The 16,149-nt window shown below is 39.6% G+C and carries 17 protein-coding genes; all 17 read right to left on the bottom strand.

Features of this window, described 5'->3' with window-relative positions; translation table 11 throughout:
* Nucleotides 1–14: 14 nt before the first annotated feature.
* On the bottom strand, nucleotides 15–1,304 hold the full coding sequence (locus tag CKV70_RS03640) for a flagellar hook-associated protein 2 (protein WP_003727196.1): 1,290 nt from the start codon (nucleotides 1,302–1,304) through the stop codon (nucleotides 15–17).
* Nucleotides 1,305–1,315: 11 nt separating this feature from the next.
* Entirely contained in the window at nucleotides 1,316–2,191 is an 876-nt protein-coding gene (locus CKV70_RS03635) for a flagellar hook-associated protein 3 (RefSeq protein WP_003721827.1), read from the bottom strand.
* A gap of 11 nt (nucleotides 2,192–2,202) precedes the next feature.
* On the bottom strand, nucleotides 2,203–3,723 hold the full coding sequence (gene flgK, locus CKV70_RS03630) for a flagellar hook-associated protein FlgK (protein ID WP_003733169.1): 1,521 nt from the start codon (nucleotides 3,721–3,723) through the stop codon (nucleotides 2,203–2,205).
* Nucleotides 3,724–3,742: 19 nt separating this feature from the next.
* Nucleotides 3,743–4,171, bottom strand: coding sequence for a hypothetical protein (locus tag CKV70_RS03625; protein WP_009916692.1), 429 nt, complete (start codon nucleotides 4,169–4,171; stop codon nucleotides 3,743–3,745).
* 9 nt (nucleotides 4,172–4,180) lie between these two features.
* Nucleotides 4,181–4,645, bottom strand: coding sequence for a YaaR family protein (locus CKV70_RS03620; RefSeq protein WP_003721824.1), 465 nt, complete (start codon nucleotides 4,643–4,645; stop codon nucleotides 4,181–4,183).
* A 106-nt stretch (nucleotides 4,646–4,751) separates the two neighbouring features.
* Complete coding sequence (locus CKV70_RS03615) at nucleotides 4,752–5,918, bottom strand: hypothetical protein (RefSeq protein WP_003721823.1); 1,167 nt, start codon at nucleotides 5,916–5,918, stop codon at nucleotides 4,752–4,754.
* Nucleotides 5,919–5,940: 22 nt separating this feature from the next.
* On the bottom strand, nucleotides 5,941–7,344 hold the full coding sequence (locus tag CKV70_RS03610; protein ID WP_014600608.1) for a hypothetical protein: 1,404 nt from the start codon (nucleotides 7,342–7,344) through the stop codon (nucleotides 5,941–5,943).
* A 5-nt stretch (nucleotides 7,345–7,349) separates the two neighbouring features.
* Entirely contained in the window at nucleotides 7,350–8,897 is a 1,548-nt protein-coding gene (locus CKV70_RS03605) for a flagellar motor switch protein (protein ID WP_014600607.1), read from the bottom strand.
* Nucleotides 8,898–8,899: 2 nt separating this feature from the next.
* Nucleotides 8,900–9,892 (bottom strand): flagellar motor switch protein FliM, encoded by a 993-nt coding sequence (fliM, locus tag CKV70_RS03600; protein WP_003721820.1) that lies wholly within the window; start codon nucleotides 9,890–9,892, stop codon nucleotides 8,900–8,902.
* 20 nt (nucleotides 9,893–9,912) lie between these two features.
* Nucleotides 9,913–10,149: a flagellar motor switch protein FliN gene (locus CKV70_RS03595; protein ID WP_003721819.1), complete on the bottom strand. Its 237-nt coding sequence runs from the start codon at nucleotides 10,147–10,149 to the stop codon at nucleotides 9,913–9,915.
* A 13-nt stretch (nucleotides 10,150–10,162) separates the two neighbouring features.
* Nucleotides 10,163–11,398, bottom strand: a complete 1,236-nt coding sequence (gene flgE / locus CKV70_RS03590) for a flagellar hook protein FlgE (RefSeq protein ID WP_014600606.1) — start codon at nucleotides 11,396–11,398, stop codon at nucleotides 10,163–10,165.
* Nucleotides 11,399–11,418: 20 nt separating this feature from the next.
* Nucleotides 11,419–11,841, bottom strand: a complete 423-nt coding sequence (locus CKV70_RS03585) for a flagellar hook assembly protein FlgD (RefSeq protein WP_003721817.1) — start codon at nucleotides 11,839–11,841, stop codon at nucleotides 11,419–11,421.
* A 1-nt stretch (nucleotide 11,842) separates the two neighbouring features.
* Complete coding sequence (locus CKV70_RS03580) at nucleotides 11,843–12,889, bottom strand: flagellar hook-length control protein FliK (protein WP_010989545.1); 1,047 nt, start codon at nucleotides 12,887–12,889, stop codon at nucleotides 11,843–11,845.
* A gap of 15 nt (nucleotides 12,890–12,904) precedes the next feature.
* On the bottom strand, nucleotides 12,905–13,315 hold the full coding sequence (locus tag CKV70_RS03575) for a hypothetical protein (protein ID WP_014600605.1): 411 nt from the start codon (nucleotides 13,313–13,315) through the stop codon (nucleotides 12,905–12,907).
* Nucleotides 13,316–13,333: 18 nt separating this feature from the next.
* Nucleotides 13,334–13,633, bottom strand: coding sequence for a flagellar motor switch protein FliN (locus CKV70_RS03570; protein ID WP_003721814.1), 300 nt, complete (start codon nucleotides 13,631–13,633; stop codon nucleotides 13,334–13,336).
* 12 nt (nucleotides 13,634–13,645) lie between these two features.
* Entirely contained in the window at nucleotides 13,646–15,502 is a 1,857-nt protein-coding gene (locus tag CKV70_RS03565) for a chemotaxis protein CheA (RefSeq protein WP_003721813.1), read from the bottom strand.
* Between the two features lie 19 nt (nucleotides 15,503–15,521).
* Nucleotides 15,522–15,881 carry a response regulator gene (locus CKV70_RS03560; protein ID WP_003721812.1) on the bottom strand — a complete coding sequence of 120 codons (360 nt, stop codon included), beginning with the start codon at nucleotides 15,879–15,881 and terminating at the stop codon, nucleotides 15,522–15,524.
* Between the last annotated feature and the right edge of the window lie 268 nt (nucleotides 15,882–16,149).

Genomic DNA, 16,149 nt, shown 5'->3' with positions numbered 1-16,149 from the left:
TTCACCTACCATTTTTATTTATTAGAACTATTCATACCGTCAATTAGTGCATCAAGTGTCATGGCGTCGCTTTGCATCGCTTGCATCATTTCAAGCCATTTGTTGTATTGATCCGTAATATTCGTTAATAACGTGTCATTTCGGCTAGTAATATCGGTTAACTTTAAATTTAATTTATTGATTTCATTCGTCATCGAGGTCGTCTCATCACTGATAAAGCCAGTCGAGCCAAATGTTTTGTTCAAAGATTGATATAGTTCGTCGCCGATTCCACCAATGCCAAAGAAAAATCTTTCGACGGCGGTCGGATCTTCAGCTACCATTTTTTTCATGGCGGTTTCATCTACTTTTAACACGCCTTCTTTATCAACGCTTATTCCAAAATCGAATAATGTATTCCCATCTTTTTTATGTTGGAATACGTTGTTTAGTGCACGATTTGCTTCAAGGTCGGCAGCAGATGCTTGTAAAATCGTTCCTTTTCCCGTGTAGGTTTTCATTGTGCTTGTTAGTGCATTGTATGTATTTACAAAACTGGTGATCATGCTGGCTGCTTTTTCATCGCTTTGGTCTTGGATGGTTAATTTTTCAGCGCCAGTTGTTTCTTTTTTGAGGTTGATTGTAACGCCTGGAATATAGTTGGTTACTTTGTTTGTTGCACTTGTGACGGTCGCGCCGTTGATTCTGAGTTTAGCATCTTCTGCAGCTAAATGGTCTGGTGAGTTTTGAACTAATCCAAGTGCATCGAGAACAGCCGAATCACCTTCGAATTTAATGCTATTTTCGACACCAGTTGTTGAAGAAGTTACAACCATATTTTCGCCTAGCGTGTAGATATTCACCTTTGCTCCAGCGCTATTGATGGAGTTCATCACATTTTTCATTGAGCTATCTGCATCAACTTTAATTTCTTTGCCATTGATTTTAATTGTCCCGCTTACACCGATTTTCGCCTCAATATCAGGTACTGCTTTGTTGTATGTGTCTGCAGTCGCCAAGTTTTGGACTTCGATAGAATAACTGCCGTTGACGGAACTGCTCGTCGATGAAACAGTAAAACTCGTTTCGTTGGATGAAGTCGCGAGTTTGGTTTTACTTTCATAAGTCGTGAAAGAGCTCATCGTTTTCAGCGACTCGGATAAAGCGTTTTTCAAACTAGCATAAAGGTCAATCCGTGATTGGTAGCTAGAAATTTGGTTTTGATAAGGCGTTTTCGCTTTTTCCAAACTAGCTTTTTGAAGACTAATAAACTGCGAATAATATTGCGTTGGGTCCATTAAACTGCTTGCAATCGAACTTCCCACTTGGTTTCACCTCACATATAATTTAGGATGCTTAATTTTTGTACCATCACACTGGATTGTAGTGCGGCTTGGTATGCGATTGATGTTTTATTTAAATTACTTACGGCTTCTGGCATATTGACTTCTTCGACATTGGATTTACGTTCGGAAAAATCGACAATTTTGCTAGAAAGTACGTTATCATAGGCTGTTACGCCGTTTTTCTGTCCACCGATATTTGTCATGGAATTGGTGATGATTTCAATATTCTTGCTGTTTGTTTCTTGCAAGGCAGACAAAGCATCTTTATCGCCAGTTTTCATTGCGTCGACAATTTTTTGAATGTTATTAAACACGTCTGTCATCGCGCTACCATCATGGAAAACTTCTACTTCTAACGTGTCCGTTACGCGGAATTTTTTGTTTTCGGTTGTCCCGTTATAGATGATTTCTCCAGTGGTTTTATCTGTTGTAAATGGCTTCACGCTTGTACTTGAGCCACTAAAGACATATCTGCCATCGTCTTCTGAGTTAGCGACAGAAATAAGAACATCGAGTAGTCCTTTGATTTCTTCGGCTGATTGAGACATATTGTCTTTATCGCTCGTGCCGTTAATTGCTTGCAAGACTAAAGCGTTTACTCGGTTCATGGATGTAGACATAGAAGAAAGAGATGTTTCGGCCGTATTTAGCAGTGATTTCGCTTCCGTTACGTCTGTTTTTTCTCGATTTAGCTGACTAAGCACATGATTATAGGATAAAATTTGCGCTGTCGCACCAGGGTTTTCACTCATGGATTCGTACTTTTTCCCAGAAGATACTTGTAGTTGATATTTAGCAAGATTTCCCGAGACATTGTTCAATTGATTAATTATTGAACTTGCTTGTTGATTGGTTGAAATTCGCATCATTTTCCTCCTTATAACATGGCTAAGAGTGCTTTCATCATGTCGTTCACTGTGTTCATCGCCTTCGTATTGGCCACATAGTAACTTTGATATTGCATAATATTTGTCATTTCTTCATCAATGTTGACGCCTTCTAGCGATGATTTCGATTCCGTAAGTGAGCTTAATGCTTGGGTATCTGCTGTCGCGGTTGCGCTACTTTTACTCGCATCGGTGGCAACCTCGGTAATGATTCCGTCCATAAAACTTGGGAAAGTCGTGCCTTGAATGTTTTTATCGGTTTTTAAGGAAGCGATATCCGCCGCGATAACACCTAGAAATGGCTTATTATCAGCATTACTCGTAATTGCTGGATTCAGGATCCATTTGCCAGAGCTTTGGGTGAAAATCGGAATGGAAAAATCGTTCACATCAGTTACATATGTACTCGTGCCAAGTGTATCGACGGGATGATCCACGCCTCCAATTGTCAGCGTATCACCAGAACGAGTCACGCCTGGAAATTTTTCTAATTGACGTAAAAGTTCATCGCGATTGCTCAGTAATTTTTCGTCGTTCGGATTCGCTTGAAGCGCATCATTGATTTTTTGCAAATCATCCATTGTTTTATTGACGTTTTTGACTTGAATATCATCTAATGCTTTTGCTAGACCGTTCGAAAAAGTTTCGATTTTTTCTTGGTAAGATTTAATTTCATTTTGGTTCACGCGAACGGAAGCGATAATCGAACCTTCAGGCATGTTGAGTTTTTGACCGTCCACGGAGAATTCGAAGCCTGTCGCTGTCCGCGTCGAGGTAATTTCGGTAGTTTCGTCACCTTGGACAACAAGACGTCCGCCGATTGTCACATCGTACACATCTGGATTATTCGGATGGGCACTCACAGAAATTCCAGCATAACCAGCCATCGTGCTAAGTAGTTGATCACGTTGATTCAGTAAATCGTTCGGTGGGTTGGAGCCTGCATTTCCGATTGCTTTATTGATACTGCCTAATTTTTTAATTAATGAATTTAAGTCTTGGATCGCGGCATCTGTATCTGCTGCAATGGTTGTTTCTAATTCTTTTAAGCCAGAATGAAGTTGGTTTAATTGATCCGTAAAAATCGACATACTGGATAAAAGTGCCGTTGTATTCGTTGCTTGGTCAGGATTTTTCGCTAATGCTGCCCAAGCGGTGAAGAAGTTATCCAAATTATCACTTGGCGTATTTTTTCCGGGAGTACCAAATAAATTAAGTGCTTGATTCAGCGCCCCACTTTGATATAACGAAGCGGATTGTTTGGCGATTTGATTATTGTATTGTGTCGTAAGCGCTGTGTTAGTTAGACGCTTAATGTCTGTCACCTTGACTCCGTAGCCCGTTTGTTTCCCACCAAGTAGACCACCGTCACCGTAAACTGCTGTCTGATCCACAGCTTGCCTAATGTACCCCGGCGTATTCATATTACTAATATTTTGCTGAGCGACCATATTAGCGATTTGCGCCGCTGACATGCCCGATAATGACGTATTAAAATCACTTAAACGCACAAAAAATCCCTCCGTTTACTTAAAAAGTCTCGTTTATCATCATATTATTTTCTGCTTGTGTTTCCGCGTGGTGCCCCGTAATAACATCCACCATATGTTCCGAAAAAGCCAATTGCATTTCTGTTCTAATTTGGTTTTCCGTAACACTTACTCGTAAAAGGTTTTCTTTTTCAAGTAGCATTTTTTTCCGTTCATCTATAATGGCATTTTCCTCAGGTGTCCAAGTATTTTGGAGAGTTCTAAGCGTATTATCTTCGCCAATGATTGTTTTTAAAGCTTGATATTCGTTTTGTAAAGCGGCAAGTTCACGTTGTAGCCCTAATTGGCGCTCTTCTGCTTCAATCCAGTTCTCTTCTTGCACTAATTTACCTAGTAAAATTGCTTCATCGGTAGCTTTGACATTTTTTTCGATTAAGATTTCTAATTGATTGATTAATTCGTTTTGCATACCCATCACCTACAATACGACATCGAGAATCATGCCAGTAATCTCACCAATACGGTTTAGCATATCTAAATGTCCAGTTTTTGTGTCGATTAAATTCATTACATCATCTAATTCATTCGTTTGTTTTTCTACTTGCTTTAAAATCGTCATTTTTTGTGAAAAACCGTATTTTGGGTGGCGGCTTTCGATATTATCGTAATCCATCACATTATTCACATAAAAATTTAAAAATGTTTGGACTGCTTTTTTATAGCTCAAAACATTATCTACCGTCATATCCATTTCAACGAGTGACTTTTTATCTGTGACATTCGTAATTAGTTCGTTAATTTCAGTCAGAGAAGGAGTTTGTTTCTTGCCATTCGCCTTCATTTGTTCAAAATAAAGTTGTTGTGTTTGATTTAATTCTTGTATTCCCCTAACTACATTCGTCTGTTTGGACTGCGAAATTTGGCCAATTGAAACATTATTCATCCTTTTTCCCCCGAAAAACTCATTTTCGCTTTCTAAACCTTATTTTTCTATTTAATTATACTGAAACAACCTGAAAAAGTATATATTTTTTCAAAAAATATCTTTTTTAAAATAAAATAATTAATAATAAAATAATAAATATAGCAACTATCATGAAAAATATTGGTTGTTTGGAGACACTGCGGAAATCTTTTACTAATAAATCAAAAAATGACATTTCTTGTTGTGCGAGTAGCATCATTTTCGTCATATCGCTCGCGAATTCGGCGTCCACACTACCTAAAATTCGTTCGGTATCTGTAAAACCTGCTTCAATTTCCATTTTTTGAAACAGTTGTGCTAGTCGTGTAAGTTGGCCTTGCATCCGGTCTAAAATAACAGCGATCCCACCTTGCGTCATTTGTCCGTCCGCTAATCGTTGCAGTTCTTGGAAAAGTTCCGTTAATGGCTTGGTCGCTTGTTGGTGAAAAATTTTGATATTCCCATTTGGAAATGCGCCAATTTGAGGTAAAAGTTGGTTCATTAGTTTTAAGTATTCGCTACCCAACTTCCAAATATTGATGTTTTCTGCCTGCAATTCATATGGTAATAAGTGGCGCGATTGGAACATATTGCCAAATTCGCGTAACACTTTAATCATCCAGTTCGTTTCTTGTCTTGCATCAACGATTGAGTCTAATCTTGTCGCATGTTCGATATGTCCCTGGAATTCGCGCATCATTTGGATACCCGTCTCCATATTGCCAGAAGCTATTTGCATCATACGTAAGAAATCGTATTTCCCAGTTGTTTCAAAAGTTAAAGTTGGTAACATTTTCAGTAAAAAGGAGATTTCATTCATAATTTTTTGATTTGCTAAAAATAATTTTTGATTCGCTGGATTTTCGGAAAAATACGCTTCAAAATTATGTTGTTTCATTAGAATCGTACTTAATTGGCTACTGATTTCACTTCTGACTGTTTGCCATTTGGTAGAATCAGTGGGGTTTTTTATGCCCGCGCGCATGACGTAAAAGATTAAATCATTCGCTTTTTTAGCATTATTCATCATTAATTTCATGTACAACTCTAAACTTGCAGCACTCGTCCCATTCAGTTGTAAACTGCTTAGTTCTTTAAAAGAGAATGACACTGGCGGCGTTTTCGGTACTGCAACTTCTGTATTCATTTGTGCTTTTATCGTACCTTCTTTTACAACTGGATTTTGTTTAATTAGTTCCCGTTCTAGTTGATTACGATTTTCTGCAGATTCTTGAATGCCATCTATTTTCATTCCGTCCACCTCGCTTCTGCTTTTATTTCATTGCTCTATTACCCGAAAAAATAATAACGCCAATAATCATGAGCGCTGGAATCCAAAACGGGATACTACTTGATTTGTTTTTAGTTGAGGTTTCCTTCTTTTCCTGCTTTTTGGGCGTATTTTCATGTGACTCAACAGATGGTTTAGGATCAGGTGATGTCAGTAATGATTCTTTTTCTTTCGGTATTACTGATGGTGGTGCAATTGTTTCTTTATCTGGCATTTCAATCACTGGTTTGATTTCTTGATTCATTTGCTTGGAAAAAACTTGACCGTCCCAGTCTGTCCAGTGAAGAGTAATTTTTCCAGTAGTTGTTATTTCCGCGCTTGTAAAACTGTTGTCTGTTCGTTTGATTGGGAAATTTTGGCCATTCACTTCGACGTAAAGATTCGATATGAATGTGAAATCCGGATGAATGGTGCCGGTTAAAATGGAATTATTGATTAGCTGAATATCGCCAAATGGTTCACTAGTAGCGCGGACAAGCATGTATTGATTCATTTCTTGAATATGAATAATTTCGCCGGATAGCTCTGTCGTTAAAGCCAGGCTTCCCTTCCATTCAGTTGCTGTTTTTTGCCATAATAATGGGATAGTCTTGCCGTTCTCTGTTTCTAATTCCGGAAATTCTGTTGTATATTTGTCGAGAGTTAGCTCGATTCTATTACCAACTTGTCCGATTTTTTTCTGGACGTTCGTGATGTCACTACCGTCATAACTTAAAACAGGTGCTTTTGGTTCATATAGTTGAATGGTGTTTTCTAAGTCCAATGTGATTTCATTCTCGGCAAAATCAACTAATTGCAGTTGAAAAGTTAGTTCTTCACCCAATTGGAATTTTTCTAAAGGGATTTCTGCATCAAACTCCCCTGTATAGTTGTTGCGAATGAGTTCCATTTCCGATTCATTAGATTTGCTATGAACAAGCAAAATCGCCTGTTTCACGCCTGATTCTGCGTCATCCAAATCGGCTGATGCATATAGCACGCTCGTCGGTAAGACATCTTCATCGTGCGTGATTTCTATCATTTTCAAACTCGGCGCCGTTTCATCTTTTGCAACTTCCTCAAGCTGTTTCACTTCAAATAAGTCTTCCACAGTAACAACCGGTTTCGAAATATCTGCTTGATAAAATTCAGCCTGGTAATTCCCGTCCAAATCCCAATCCGTCACCGTATACGTTTCCCCGTCCAGAAGTTTCCTTTGTCCATGTTCATTCACCAAGACAATTTTTAGCTCTTCCGGATTTTTGACATGAAACGAAATCACTTCACCAGATGTAAAAACACGCTGTTCCTTTTCAAGCGATATCATCGGAGGTTCCAGGTCTGCTGCAAAAGCTTGAACCGAAAGAAACATCCAAAATAAAATTGTCATCAGTCCAAGTTTTCGCACATTTTTCACCTTACTAACTCAGTCATTTGTATGCCAAAATGATCATCCACGCGAACTAAAATTCCTTTGCCAATCGTCACGCCGTTTAGCGCTAAGACAAGAGGTTCGTTCATGCTTTCTTTCAGGATAATCACGTCTTTTTCACACCAAGAGATAAATTTCTCGAGTTTTACTTTTGCTGTTCCGAATACCACTTCAAGCGTTACGGGAATATCCTCCAAAATTTGTTCCATTTCGGAAAGTGTTTCTTTTTCTTCAATTACCGTGTGTTTTATTGGTTCAGCTGGTTTTTCCGGTTCGATTATTTCTGCCGGAGTCGTTGCTTCTTTCTCTGCAACTTCTTTCGCTTGAATCCCAAGCATTAATTGCGCCATTTCTTTTGCAGCTGCTGGATTAAAAATTTGATACATTGGCGTTTTTAGTAGGCCTTCTACTTCAAGCGGGAAAATAACTTCGACTGTTTTCCCTTCTTCGATATTTTTTTGAATCATCGTATCGCCGAAATTGCAGAATTCCATTGTTGGCGGGCTAATATCAATTTTTGTTCCAAGCATTTCTGACATTGCTGTAGCCGAGAAGCCCATCATTTGGTTCATTAATTCTTGCACTGCACTGACTTCCAGTTCTGTCAGCTCAGCATCGTTTTGAACCATGCCGTCTCCCATCATCATTAAATCTGCCATAATTAGCGCGGCATTTTTGCTAATGATAAAGGTGTTGCTTGAGCGCAGTCCTTCGACAAATTCCACGCTTGTTACTAAGCAAGGGCGTTCATTAAACTCAAACTCTTTGCTATCAATTACGCGTGCTGTTGGGATTTGTAAAGAGACTTTGCGGTTAAGCAATTTAGATAGAACGGTCGAGGCTGAACCTATGCCAATATTACATACTTCTAAAAATACATCTAATTCTTCGGCCGTTAAGCTGATTTCTTCTTTTACAGGATCTGCTTCTGGAACTGCATCACCAAGCAATCTTTTCGCTAGTTCACGTCCTTTATCAACAGGAATGAGTTGCATTAAATTGGATGTGATTAAGTCCCCAATAATTAAATCAAAGCCTACTTTTATCATCGTTTGGTCGTTCGTATCTTCTAATTGCTCTTTTAGCGCGATTACTTTAATGTCTGGTGTCGTAATATCAATCATTTCGCCAAACATATTGCTCATCGCAGTGGCGGAATGTCCCATCATTTGGTTCATCGCTTCTTGCACGGCGCTGAGATGAAGTTCCGAAAGTTCTTCGTTTGGATCAATGTTACCATCGCCCATCATCATTAAGTCCGCGATAGCCGCCGCCACTTCTGATTGCAAAACAAATAAATTCCGCATTTCGATTCCTTTATGGAAATTCACTTCTAACACGACATGTGGAATATCAATGTCTTTCGTATTATATAAATCAACAATCTCTACTTTTGGCGTCGAAATTGTGACTTGTTGGTGTAGTAAATCAGATAAGACCGTAGAAGCTGAGCCAAACGAAATATTGGCGATTTCTCCTATCACATCTAGTTCCATTTGCGTGATATTTTTCTCTAGTAATTGCTCCACTTCTACCTCTCCTGCTCTGTCCGCCCTGTATGACGCATAAATTTAACGGCTTTTTGGTTACCACTTTTTCCCATATAACATTCAAATTTCCATTTTTCGGTGACATAGCCTTTGAGTGTATCGCGTATGTGTGTTTCTGTTAGAAGGACGTCGCCTACTTCAAGCTTGTTGAGCTCTTTCCACGTTGTTTTAATTTCACCCACACGAATGCGCGCTTCTTTTTCGACTTGATGCAATTCTTGCTCGACTTCCGCATCAAAGTTCCGTCGTTTATCAAACGTATATTCCACAACATTTTCTAGCTTATTCATAATCTCTTCCACCGAGAAAAATGGCACACCAATACGCATTGTACTAATCCAGAACTCTGATTTAATATCAACACTGACAAGTGCCATCATGTCGTTCGGTGATGTCACACGTAGAAGCGCTGGGTTGGTTTCGATATTAACGATTTCTGGTGAGATTGGATGCACCGATTTAAAACTGTCTTTGAGTGCTTCGCAAAATTTTTCCAAAATAGATTTCAACGTCAACTCTTCAAAAACGGATAACAGTCTGCGCTCGCTCAATTTTCGTTTTGGATTTCCGCCAGATAAACATTCATGAATATAAATGATATAAGCTAAATCGAGTTCGATAATAATTTGACCGAGCTCCGGATTACCAAGGTCGATAATGCAGAAAATATAACTATCGTTCGGCATTGTTTCAATGTAGCCACTCGCAAAAGACACTTGATCTGCAAGAGTTGCTTCGGTATGAATTGGAATCCGAATACGCTGGGAAACAAACTCCATACTTTTTTTCGTAAAAGCGGATGCAATCGTCTTTAAGCTTTCGAGGTGTTCCGCACCAAATTTCTCTGGTTTATGAAAGTCATAGGGATGAAAGCGCCCAAAGTCGCCAATTTCCGTACTTTCATCGACTACCTTACCTTCACTCATTTGGGAAAGCAGGGCGTCAATTTGTTCTTGACTTAATTTATCGCTCATTTTTTGTCACTCCCTAGCTCTCATGAAGAACTTCCCTCTCCTAATTTCGTTATTTTGACAAACATCTTGCCGTCTTTTGTCAAAATCTCGCCGTAACCGATGCATTTGCCGGAAATAGTAATTTTGACCACATTGGCTGTAGAATCTTCTAACCGGAAAACAGTCCCTTTTTTTACATCTAGCAAACTACCGACTGGCTGTTTCGTGCGTCCTAACTCGAAGTCGATTCTGAGCGGAATAGTATGATTAATTTTCATTTAGCTAAACTCCCTACTGAATCAAGTTCACAATTTGTTTCATCACGTCATCCGCCACACGAATAACCTTTGTATTCCCTTGGAAACCACTTTGATATGTCATTAAGTTAACGAATTCACGGGACAAGTCTACGTTTGATCCTTCTAGGGAAGAACCACTAATTCCGCCAGCGCCATTTTGGCCAGCAACGCCGTATACTGCATCACCAGAAGATAATCCTGGAACATATTCGCCGTTCCCCATTTTTACTAAACCGTCTTCATTGGAGAACGTAGCAACCGCGAGTTGGGCAACCGGGATAACCGTACCGTCTGAGTAGCTCACTGCGATGTAGCCAGCATCAGTTACTGCGTAGTCTTTTACTGTTGCAGCGCCTTTTCCGTCAGAAGTTGGTGAGAATACTTGGTTCGTTCCGTAGTTTGTTAAGCCACTTAGGTTTAAGCCCATATTGACTTGTTTGCCGTTTACTGTTGAATTGATTTGAATATTTTTAAGTGCGTCTGGGTTCGTTAGTTCACCCTGCGCATTGTAATTAAGTGTCCCTGTCACTGGAGGAGTTAATGCTTTGCCGTCCATTTGAATTTCATATTCGTAGGAAACATTACCGCTCGCATCTGGTGTAGCTGCTTTCATATTGACTTGAAGTTTATGTTTTCCGCCAGCATTATCGTATACAGACAGCTCGGAAGAAATCGTATCTTTTTCGCCCCAATCAAGTGGGATGTTACCGCTTAGGCTACCATTTTTTGTTGCTTCCCCTGGAATTGCGCTATTTAGCGGAATTTGGATGGGTTGTAAATTACCGTTTAAAACGTTACCATTTTTGTCCGTTGCGTAACCCATTACGTATTTCCCTTGTTGGGTAGTTAAATAATTGTTGTCGGAAACAGCAAAGCTACCATCACGTGTGTAAACGATATTCCCACCAGCGTTATCACCAGCAATGAAAAAGCCGCGGCCTTGTAGTGCTGCATCTTTATTTCTGCCAGTTGAAGTCGGGGAACCTGCTGTATAGTCAGTTAAAATCGCCCCAATTTTCGAACCGGAACCGAAACTCATTGGGTTTGTTCCAGCATAAAGTCCGCCTGCAACAGATCCCATTGTGTTTTGGTAAAGTAAATCATTGAAAACGACGCTTTGTTTTTTATATCCTGTCGTGTTGGCATTGGCAATATTATTTGATGTTACTGATAATGCTTGTTGGAACGCATTCATCCCAGAAATAGCTGTATACATAGTTTGATTCATAATTCACACTCCCAAATTTTTTAATTAATTTCTGTTACATATGTCATTGGCACAAGGCTATCGTTATCTTTTAATTTCAGCATGACACCATTTGTTGTTTGTTGAACGCTTTCGACTTTTCCGCTAATTACTTCGCCGTTTAGTGAAACACCTTTTATATCCTTACCGATGAAATTAACCGCGGATTGCAAGGCGGAGTTTTGCGCTTGTTCAGAAAGCTTATCTACGGCAGTGGTCATATTGGCAACTTGCTCCATTAAGGAAAGTTGCGCCATTTGCGACATCATTTCATTCGTATCAAGTGGACTCGATGGATCTTGATATTGTAAACTCGTTAAAAATAGTTTCATAAAGTCATCTTTGCCAAGGGTTTTCGATACGCTTGATGTCACTGCATTGTTTGTATCCTGACTCGCTCCTGATAAACTACTAATTCCGTCCAAATTATGTCTCCTCCTCTAAATCAAATACTTGTTGTTTAGCTTTTTCCTGGTGTGGATTTTCTCGTTCTTTTTCTTTTTTAGATTCGCCGTGGTGTCGACCTTCTGAGCCTTGACCATTCTCTTTCGGTGCTTGTTTTTCGGTCATTGTCACGGCAACTTCTACGCCGCGATCTCGGAAGCGATTATGTAAATCTTGCGCCATCTGTTCGAGTTTTTGTTTCGCCGTTTGTTCCTGATATTCGATATGTACAAAAATTTTATCGGGCATTTTTTTAAGTAAAACTTCCACTTTTCCGAGTGATTCCGGTTGGATGGCGAAAAAGGCTTTATTTTGTTTCACTTGGAATTTTTGCAGCTGTTCGATTTGGTCCGTGATGGTTTTATCGAGTTGTTTTAGTGTGACTGGGACTTCGACTTTGGCAGCCGGTGTGAGCTGTTTCGTTGTGTCATGCCAAATGTTGCTTGATTCCGCGGGCTTTTTGACGGCGACTTCTTCTTTCGCTGTTACTGGTTCTTTAATGCTCGCTTTGAAAAGTTGCACGGCTTCTTTTTCTTGAGGTAATTTGGCAAGGGCTGGTTGGTTTTTAGCTACGTTTTCGGCTAGTTTAGGTGAGTCTTTTGTAGGCATAATGAGTTCTGGTGGCGGTTGTTGCTCTCGGGTGGTATTTTTTGTAGGTTCTTTCGGTGTATTCATTTCTGGAGGTTGTGCTACTTGCGGGGCGCTGTCTATTTTTGGTTGGTCGATAGCTTGTTTGGCGATTGCCGCAAGTGTTTCTTTAACTTCTTTCAACTCAAGCGGTGCGCTTGGTAGTTTCGTTTCTGGTTCGCTGTCGAGCAGTTTGGCTGAAACGAGTGATGGTGCGATTTCTTTTAGCGGAATTGTAGCTTGTTCTTCGTTATCCGCTTCTCCCTTTATGAGCGGCGCAGGGCTATTTTCCATTAAAAGTGAAATAAAAGGTAGTTCTACTAATTCTTCTGCTAACGATTCTTTTGGTTCGACCTGTTTTTTTCCGACGACTGGTTGTAGCAAATTATCTGGGATTAGCATGCGTTTTCCTCCCTTTTACTTTAATAGCACCATTTTTAAATCGCGTAATGTTTGTTCTTCTCTTTTATTTTCAAGCTGTTGCCATTTTTTTCGTGTGTCATCGTACATTTTTTTCGCCTGTTTCCCTTTTTCCTCGAGCTTTTCTAAGATTTGTTCATTGCTTTTAATGTACTGGCTAATTTGAGTGATTTCGCGCTCCATTTGTTGAATGCGGCTTGGTGAAAAGGCATCGAGTTGCATACTTCCGGCTAATACCGCCACTTGGAGTCTTTCTTTTTTTGTTCTTGAGTAATAGACTTCTTTTTCGTGCGCTAATTTTTCTGTGACTTTTTCCCGTTTGGATAGTAATAATTGCAATTCCTTCAAAATGGCCGTTTTCTCTTGGTCCACTTTCATCTTCACTGCGTTATAAGCCTCTTGCTTCAAATCACTTGCCTTCTTTCTTTAGTCGATTTCTGAAATAACGATTCCGAAGTTCTCGTCCATCAAAATTGCTTCACCGATGCCGACTTTCTTTTCATCGAGGAAAATTTCGACTTTGTGGCCAGGTTTCTTTTCCACTTCGAGGACATCGCCAATGCTTAACTCGGCAATGTCCCCTACTGGCATTTCTTTTTTTCCAAGACGGACGATTAAATTAACGCCAATATTGTCAACTTGGCGAATAGAGCCTTTTTCGCGTCCTTCTTGAGGTGTTTCTTTCGGTTCCCATTCAGGAAGTTCTACTTGAAATACTTGTTCCATCATGGTCCCTCCTTAAAATGTTTCTAAATTTAAAATTAATACGACACGGCCATCGCCTAAAATCGTTGCCCCAGAAAAGGCAATTTGACTTTCGCTGAAAAAGCCGCCAAGTGTTTTTAAAACAATTTCCCGTTGACCGATAATATCTTTAATAATAAGTCCAAAAGTACGCTTGGCATTTTTCACGACGAGCAATAGTAATTCATCCGTGTCATTCAAAGGTGTTTCATGGAAGCATTCGCCTAAATCGAGTACTTCAATAATCGTTTCACGGTAGTTGATTAAGTCTTTGCCGTGAACGTGTTGAATGTCCGCTGGATTAATTGTGATAGCTTCGGCCACGTTTGCCAGCGGTACAGCATAGCGGCGTTCAGATGTTGCAACGAGCATCGACTGGATGATTGATAATGTCAGCGGAATCTCAATTCGGAACGTCGAACCAGCGTTTTCACTTGATTCTACGCTGATTTTCCCGCCGATTTTAAGAATGGTGTTACGGACTACGTCTAAGCCAACGCCGCGACCGGAAAGATCTGATACTTGATCTGCGGTACTGAAACCGGAATCAAATAATAAATCAAAAATTTCCGCGTCAGTCATTTTCGTTGATTCTGCTCTTGTAACGACATTTTTCGCAATCGCTTTTTCTAACACTTTGCGTTTATTGATTCCCGCACCGTCATCCGCAATTTCGATAACGACATTGTTCCCGCTATGGAAAGCTTTTAGATTAATTGTGGCGGTTTCATTTTTCCCGTTTTTACGTCTCACTTCGACTGTTTCAGCGCCGTGATCTACCGAATTACGGATTAAGTGAACAAGTGGGTCACCAATTTCATCAATGACGATTTTATCGACTTCCGTATCTGCGCCTTCAATCACTAAATCGATTTTCTTGCCTAATTCTTTGGCTAGCGTGCGCACCATTTTTGGAAAGCGATTGAACACACTGTCCACTGGCACCATACGCATATTTAGTAAGCCGTTTTGAATTTCTTTGGAGATGGAACTGAATCGTCCTAAGTGTTCCATCAATTCTTTGTTATTGGTTTTTTCTGCGATTTCATCAATTCTCGCCCGTTCAATGACGCTTTCTTCAAAAACGTTCATTAGCTTTTCGATTTTTTCAAGTTGTACACGAATGGTTTTATTTTCTAATCGTTTGGTTGTTTGTTTTGCGGCTTTTTTGATTGGTTCAATAACCTGAACTTCTTCCACTTCTTCTGTCACAGTCACTTTTTCGATTTCAGAAATATCCAGAATAACCGCTTTGATTTCGTCTTTCGTTTGCGCCGACTCTAGGACTACTTCAAATGACTGCTCAAACTCTTCTAGCTCAATCGCTTCTCTGTCTGGCGTCGTTTCTGAAATAATCCCCATTTCCGCAAGTCGCTCTAAACACATTACCGCCCGCACTGCTTTCAAAATGGCTGCTTCTTCAATTTGAATGGCAATACGGTAAGTTTTTTCTACCGTTAAATCAGTTTCTTGCTCTGGGTGTAAAAGTGCTTCTAAGTCAGCTACGGTTTTCGTAATATCCGCAGCGCCTTGTCCGCCGTGCTGGATATCCGAAACCATTGTTTCTAAATGAGATGTACATGTAAAAATAATGTCTACCAAATGTTCTGTTACAGCCAATCGATTATTGCGTACCTCATCTAGTACATTTTCCATTGCATGCGTTAAATCAGCCACCTGCTGGAAGCCCATCGTTGCGGACATCCCTTTAAACGTATGTGCTGAACGGAAAATTTCACTTACTAACTGACCGTTCGTCGGGTCTTTCTCAAGCTGTAACAGATTATCATTTAGCGCCTGTAAATGTTCTGAAGCTTCTTCTATAAACAGGTCTAACATATTTGTAGTCATGCTATCCACCTCCATTTCTCTACTTAGCTGCTTTTTCTAACGCCTCTAAAACTCGGTCCGCTTGGAAAGGTTTTACGATAAAATCTTTCGCACCTTTTTTAATGGCGTCTACAACCATACCTTGTTGACCCATCGCCGAACACATAATTACTTTTGCCGATGGATCTTTTGCCATAATTTGCGCAAGTGCTTCTAAGCCATCCATTTCCGGCATCGTAATATCCAGTGTCACGATATCTGGTTTTACTTCATCATACTTTTTCACTGCTTCCAGTCCATTTTCCGCTTCTGCAACTACTTCAAAATCGCTATCTTTCACGATATTCTTAATCATCGTACGCATGAACATCGCATCGTCGACAATCAACAACTTCAACATAAAATACAACTCCCATTCCTATACCTATAAATATTTTTTAAAAAAATCGCATAATATCATTTTATAATAAAAACAGGACAATTTCTACCTTTTTCTTAAAAAATATCCGTTTTTTATAATAAAATTATTCAAAAAATAGTTAACCAACTTAACATTGGCTCTGTGCCCCATTTACAATTGAAAAATATTTTTATAAATCAAAAGAAAAGCCCCTCGTCCGGGGTGACGAGAGGCTAAGGGTAAACAATGTTCGATAAATGAATTTGAT

This window comes from Listeria monocytogenes (genome assembly GCF_900187225.1).
GTDB lineage: Bacteria > Bacillota > Bacilli > Lactobacillales > Listeriaceae > Listeria > Listeria monocytogenes.
Note: the sequence above shows the minus strand (reverse complement) of the source record. Positions and strands in the feature narration are given on the sequence as shown.

What these genes read in the sequence shown, in the direction of transcription:
- CKV70_RS03635 (WP_003721827.1), bottom strand. Translation starts at nt 2,191, where the DNA reads ATGCGAATTTCAACCAATCAACAAGCAAGTTCAATAATTAATCAATTG.
- CKV70_RS03625 (WP_009916692.1), bottom strand. Translation starts at nt 4,171, where the DNA reads ATGCAAAACGAATTAATCAATCAATTAGAAATCTTAATCGAAAAAAAT.
- CKV70_RS03620 (WP_003721824.1), bottom strand. Translation starts at nt 4,645, where the DNA reads ATGAATAATGTTTCAATTGGCCAAATTTCGCAGTCCAAACAGACGAAT.
- CKV70_RS03615 (WP_003721823.1), bottom strand. Translation starts at nt 5,918, where the DNA reads ATGAAAATAGATGGCATTCAAGAATCTGCAGAAAATCGTAATCAACTA.
- fliM (WP_003721820.1), bottom strand. Translation starts at nt 9,892, where the DNA reads ATGAGCGATAAATTAAGTCAAGAACAAATTGACGCCCTGCTTTCCCAA.
- CKV70_RS03595 (WP_003721819.1), bottom strand. Translation starts at nt 10,149, where the DNA reads ATGAAAATTAATCATACTATTCCGCTCAGAATCGACTTCGAGTTAGGA.
- flgE (WP_014600606.1), bottom strand. Translation starts at nt 11,398, where the DNA reads ATGAATCAAACTATGTATACAGCTATTTCTGGGATGAATGCGTTCCAA.
- CKV70_RS03580 (WP_010989545.1), bottom strand. Translation starts at nt 12,889, where the DNA reads ATGCTAATCCCAGATAATTTGCTACAACCAGTCGTCGGAAAAAAACAG.
- CKV70_RS03570 (WP_003721814.1), bottom strand. Translation starts at nt 13,633, where the DNA reads ATGGAACAAGTATTTCAAGTAGAACTTCCTGAATGGGAACCGAAAGAA.
- CKV70_RS03565 (WP_003721813.1), bottom strand. Translation starts at nt 15,502, where the DNA reads ATGACTACAAATATGTTAGACCTGTTTATAGAAGAAGCTTCAGAACAT.
- CKV70_RS03560 (WP_003721812.1), bottom strand. Translation starts at nt 15,881, where the DNA reads ATGTTGAAGTTGTTGATTGTCGACGATGCGATGTTCATGCGTACGATG.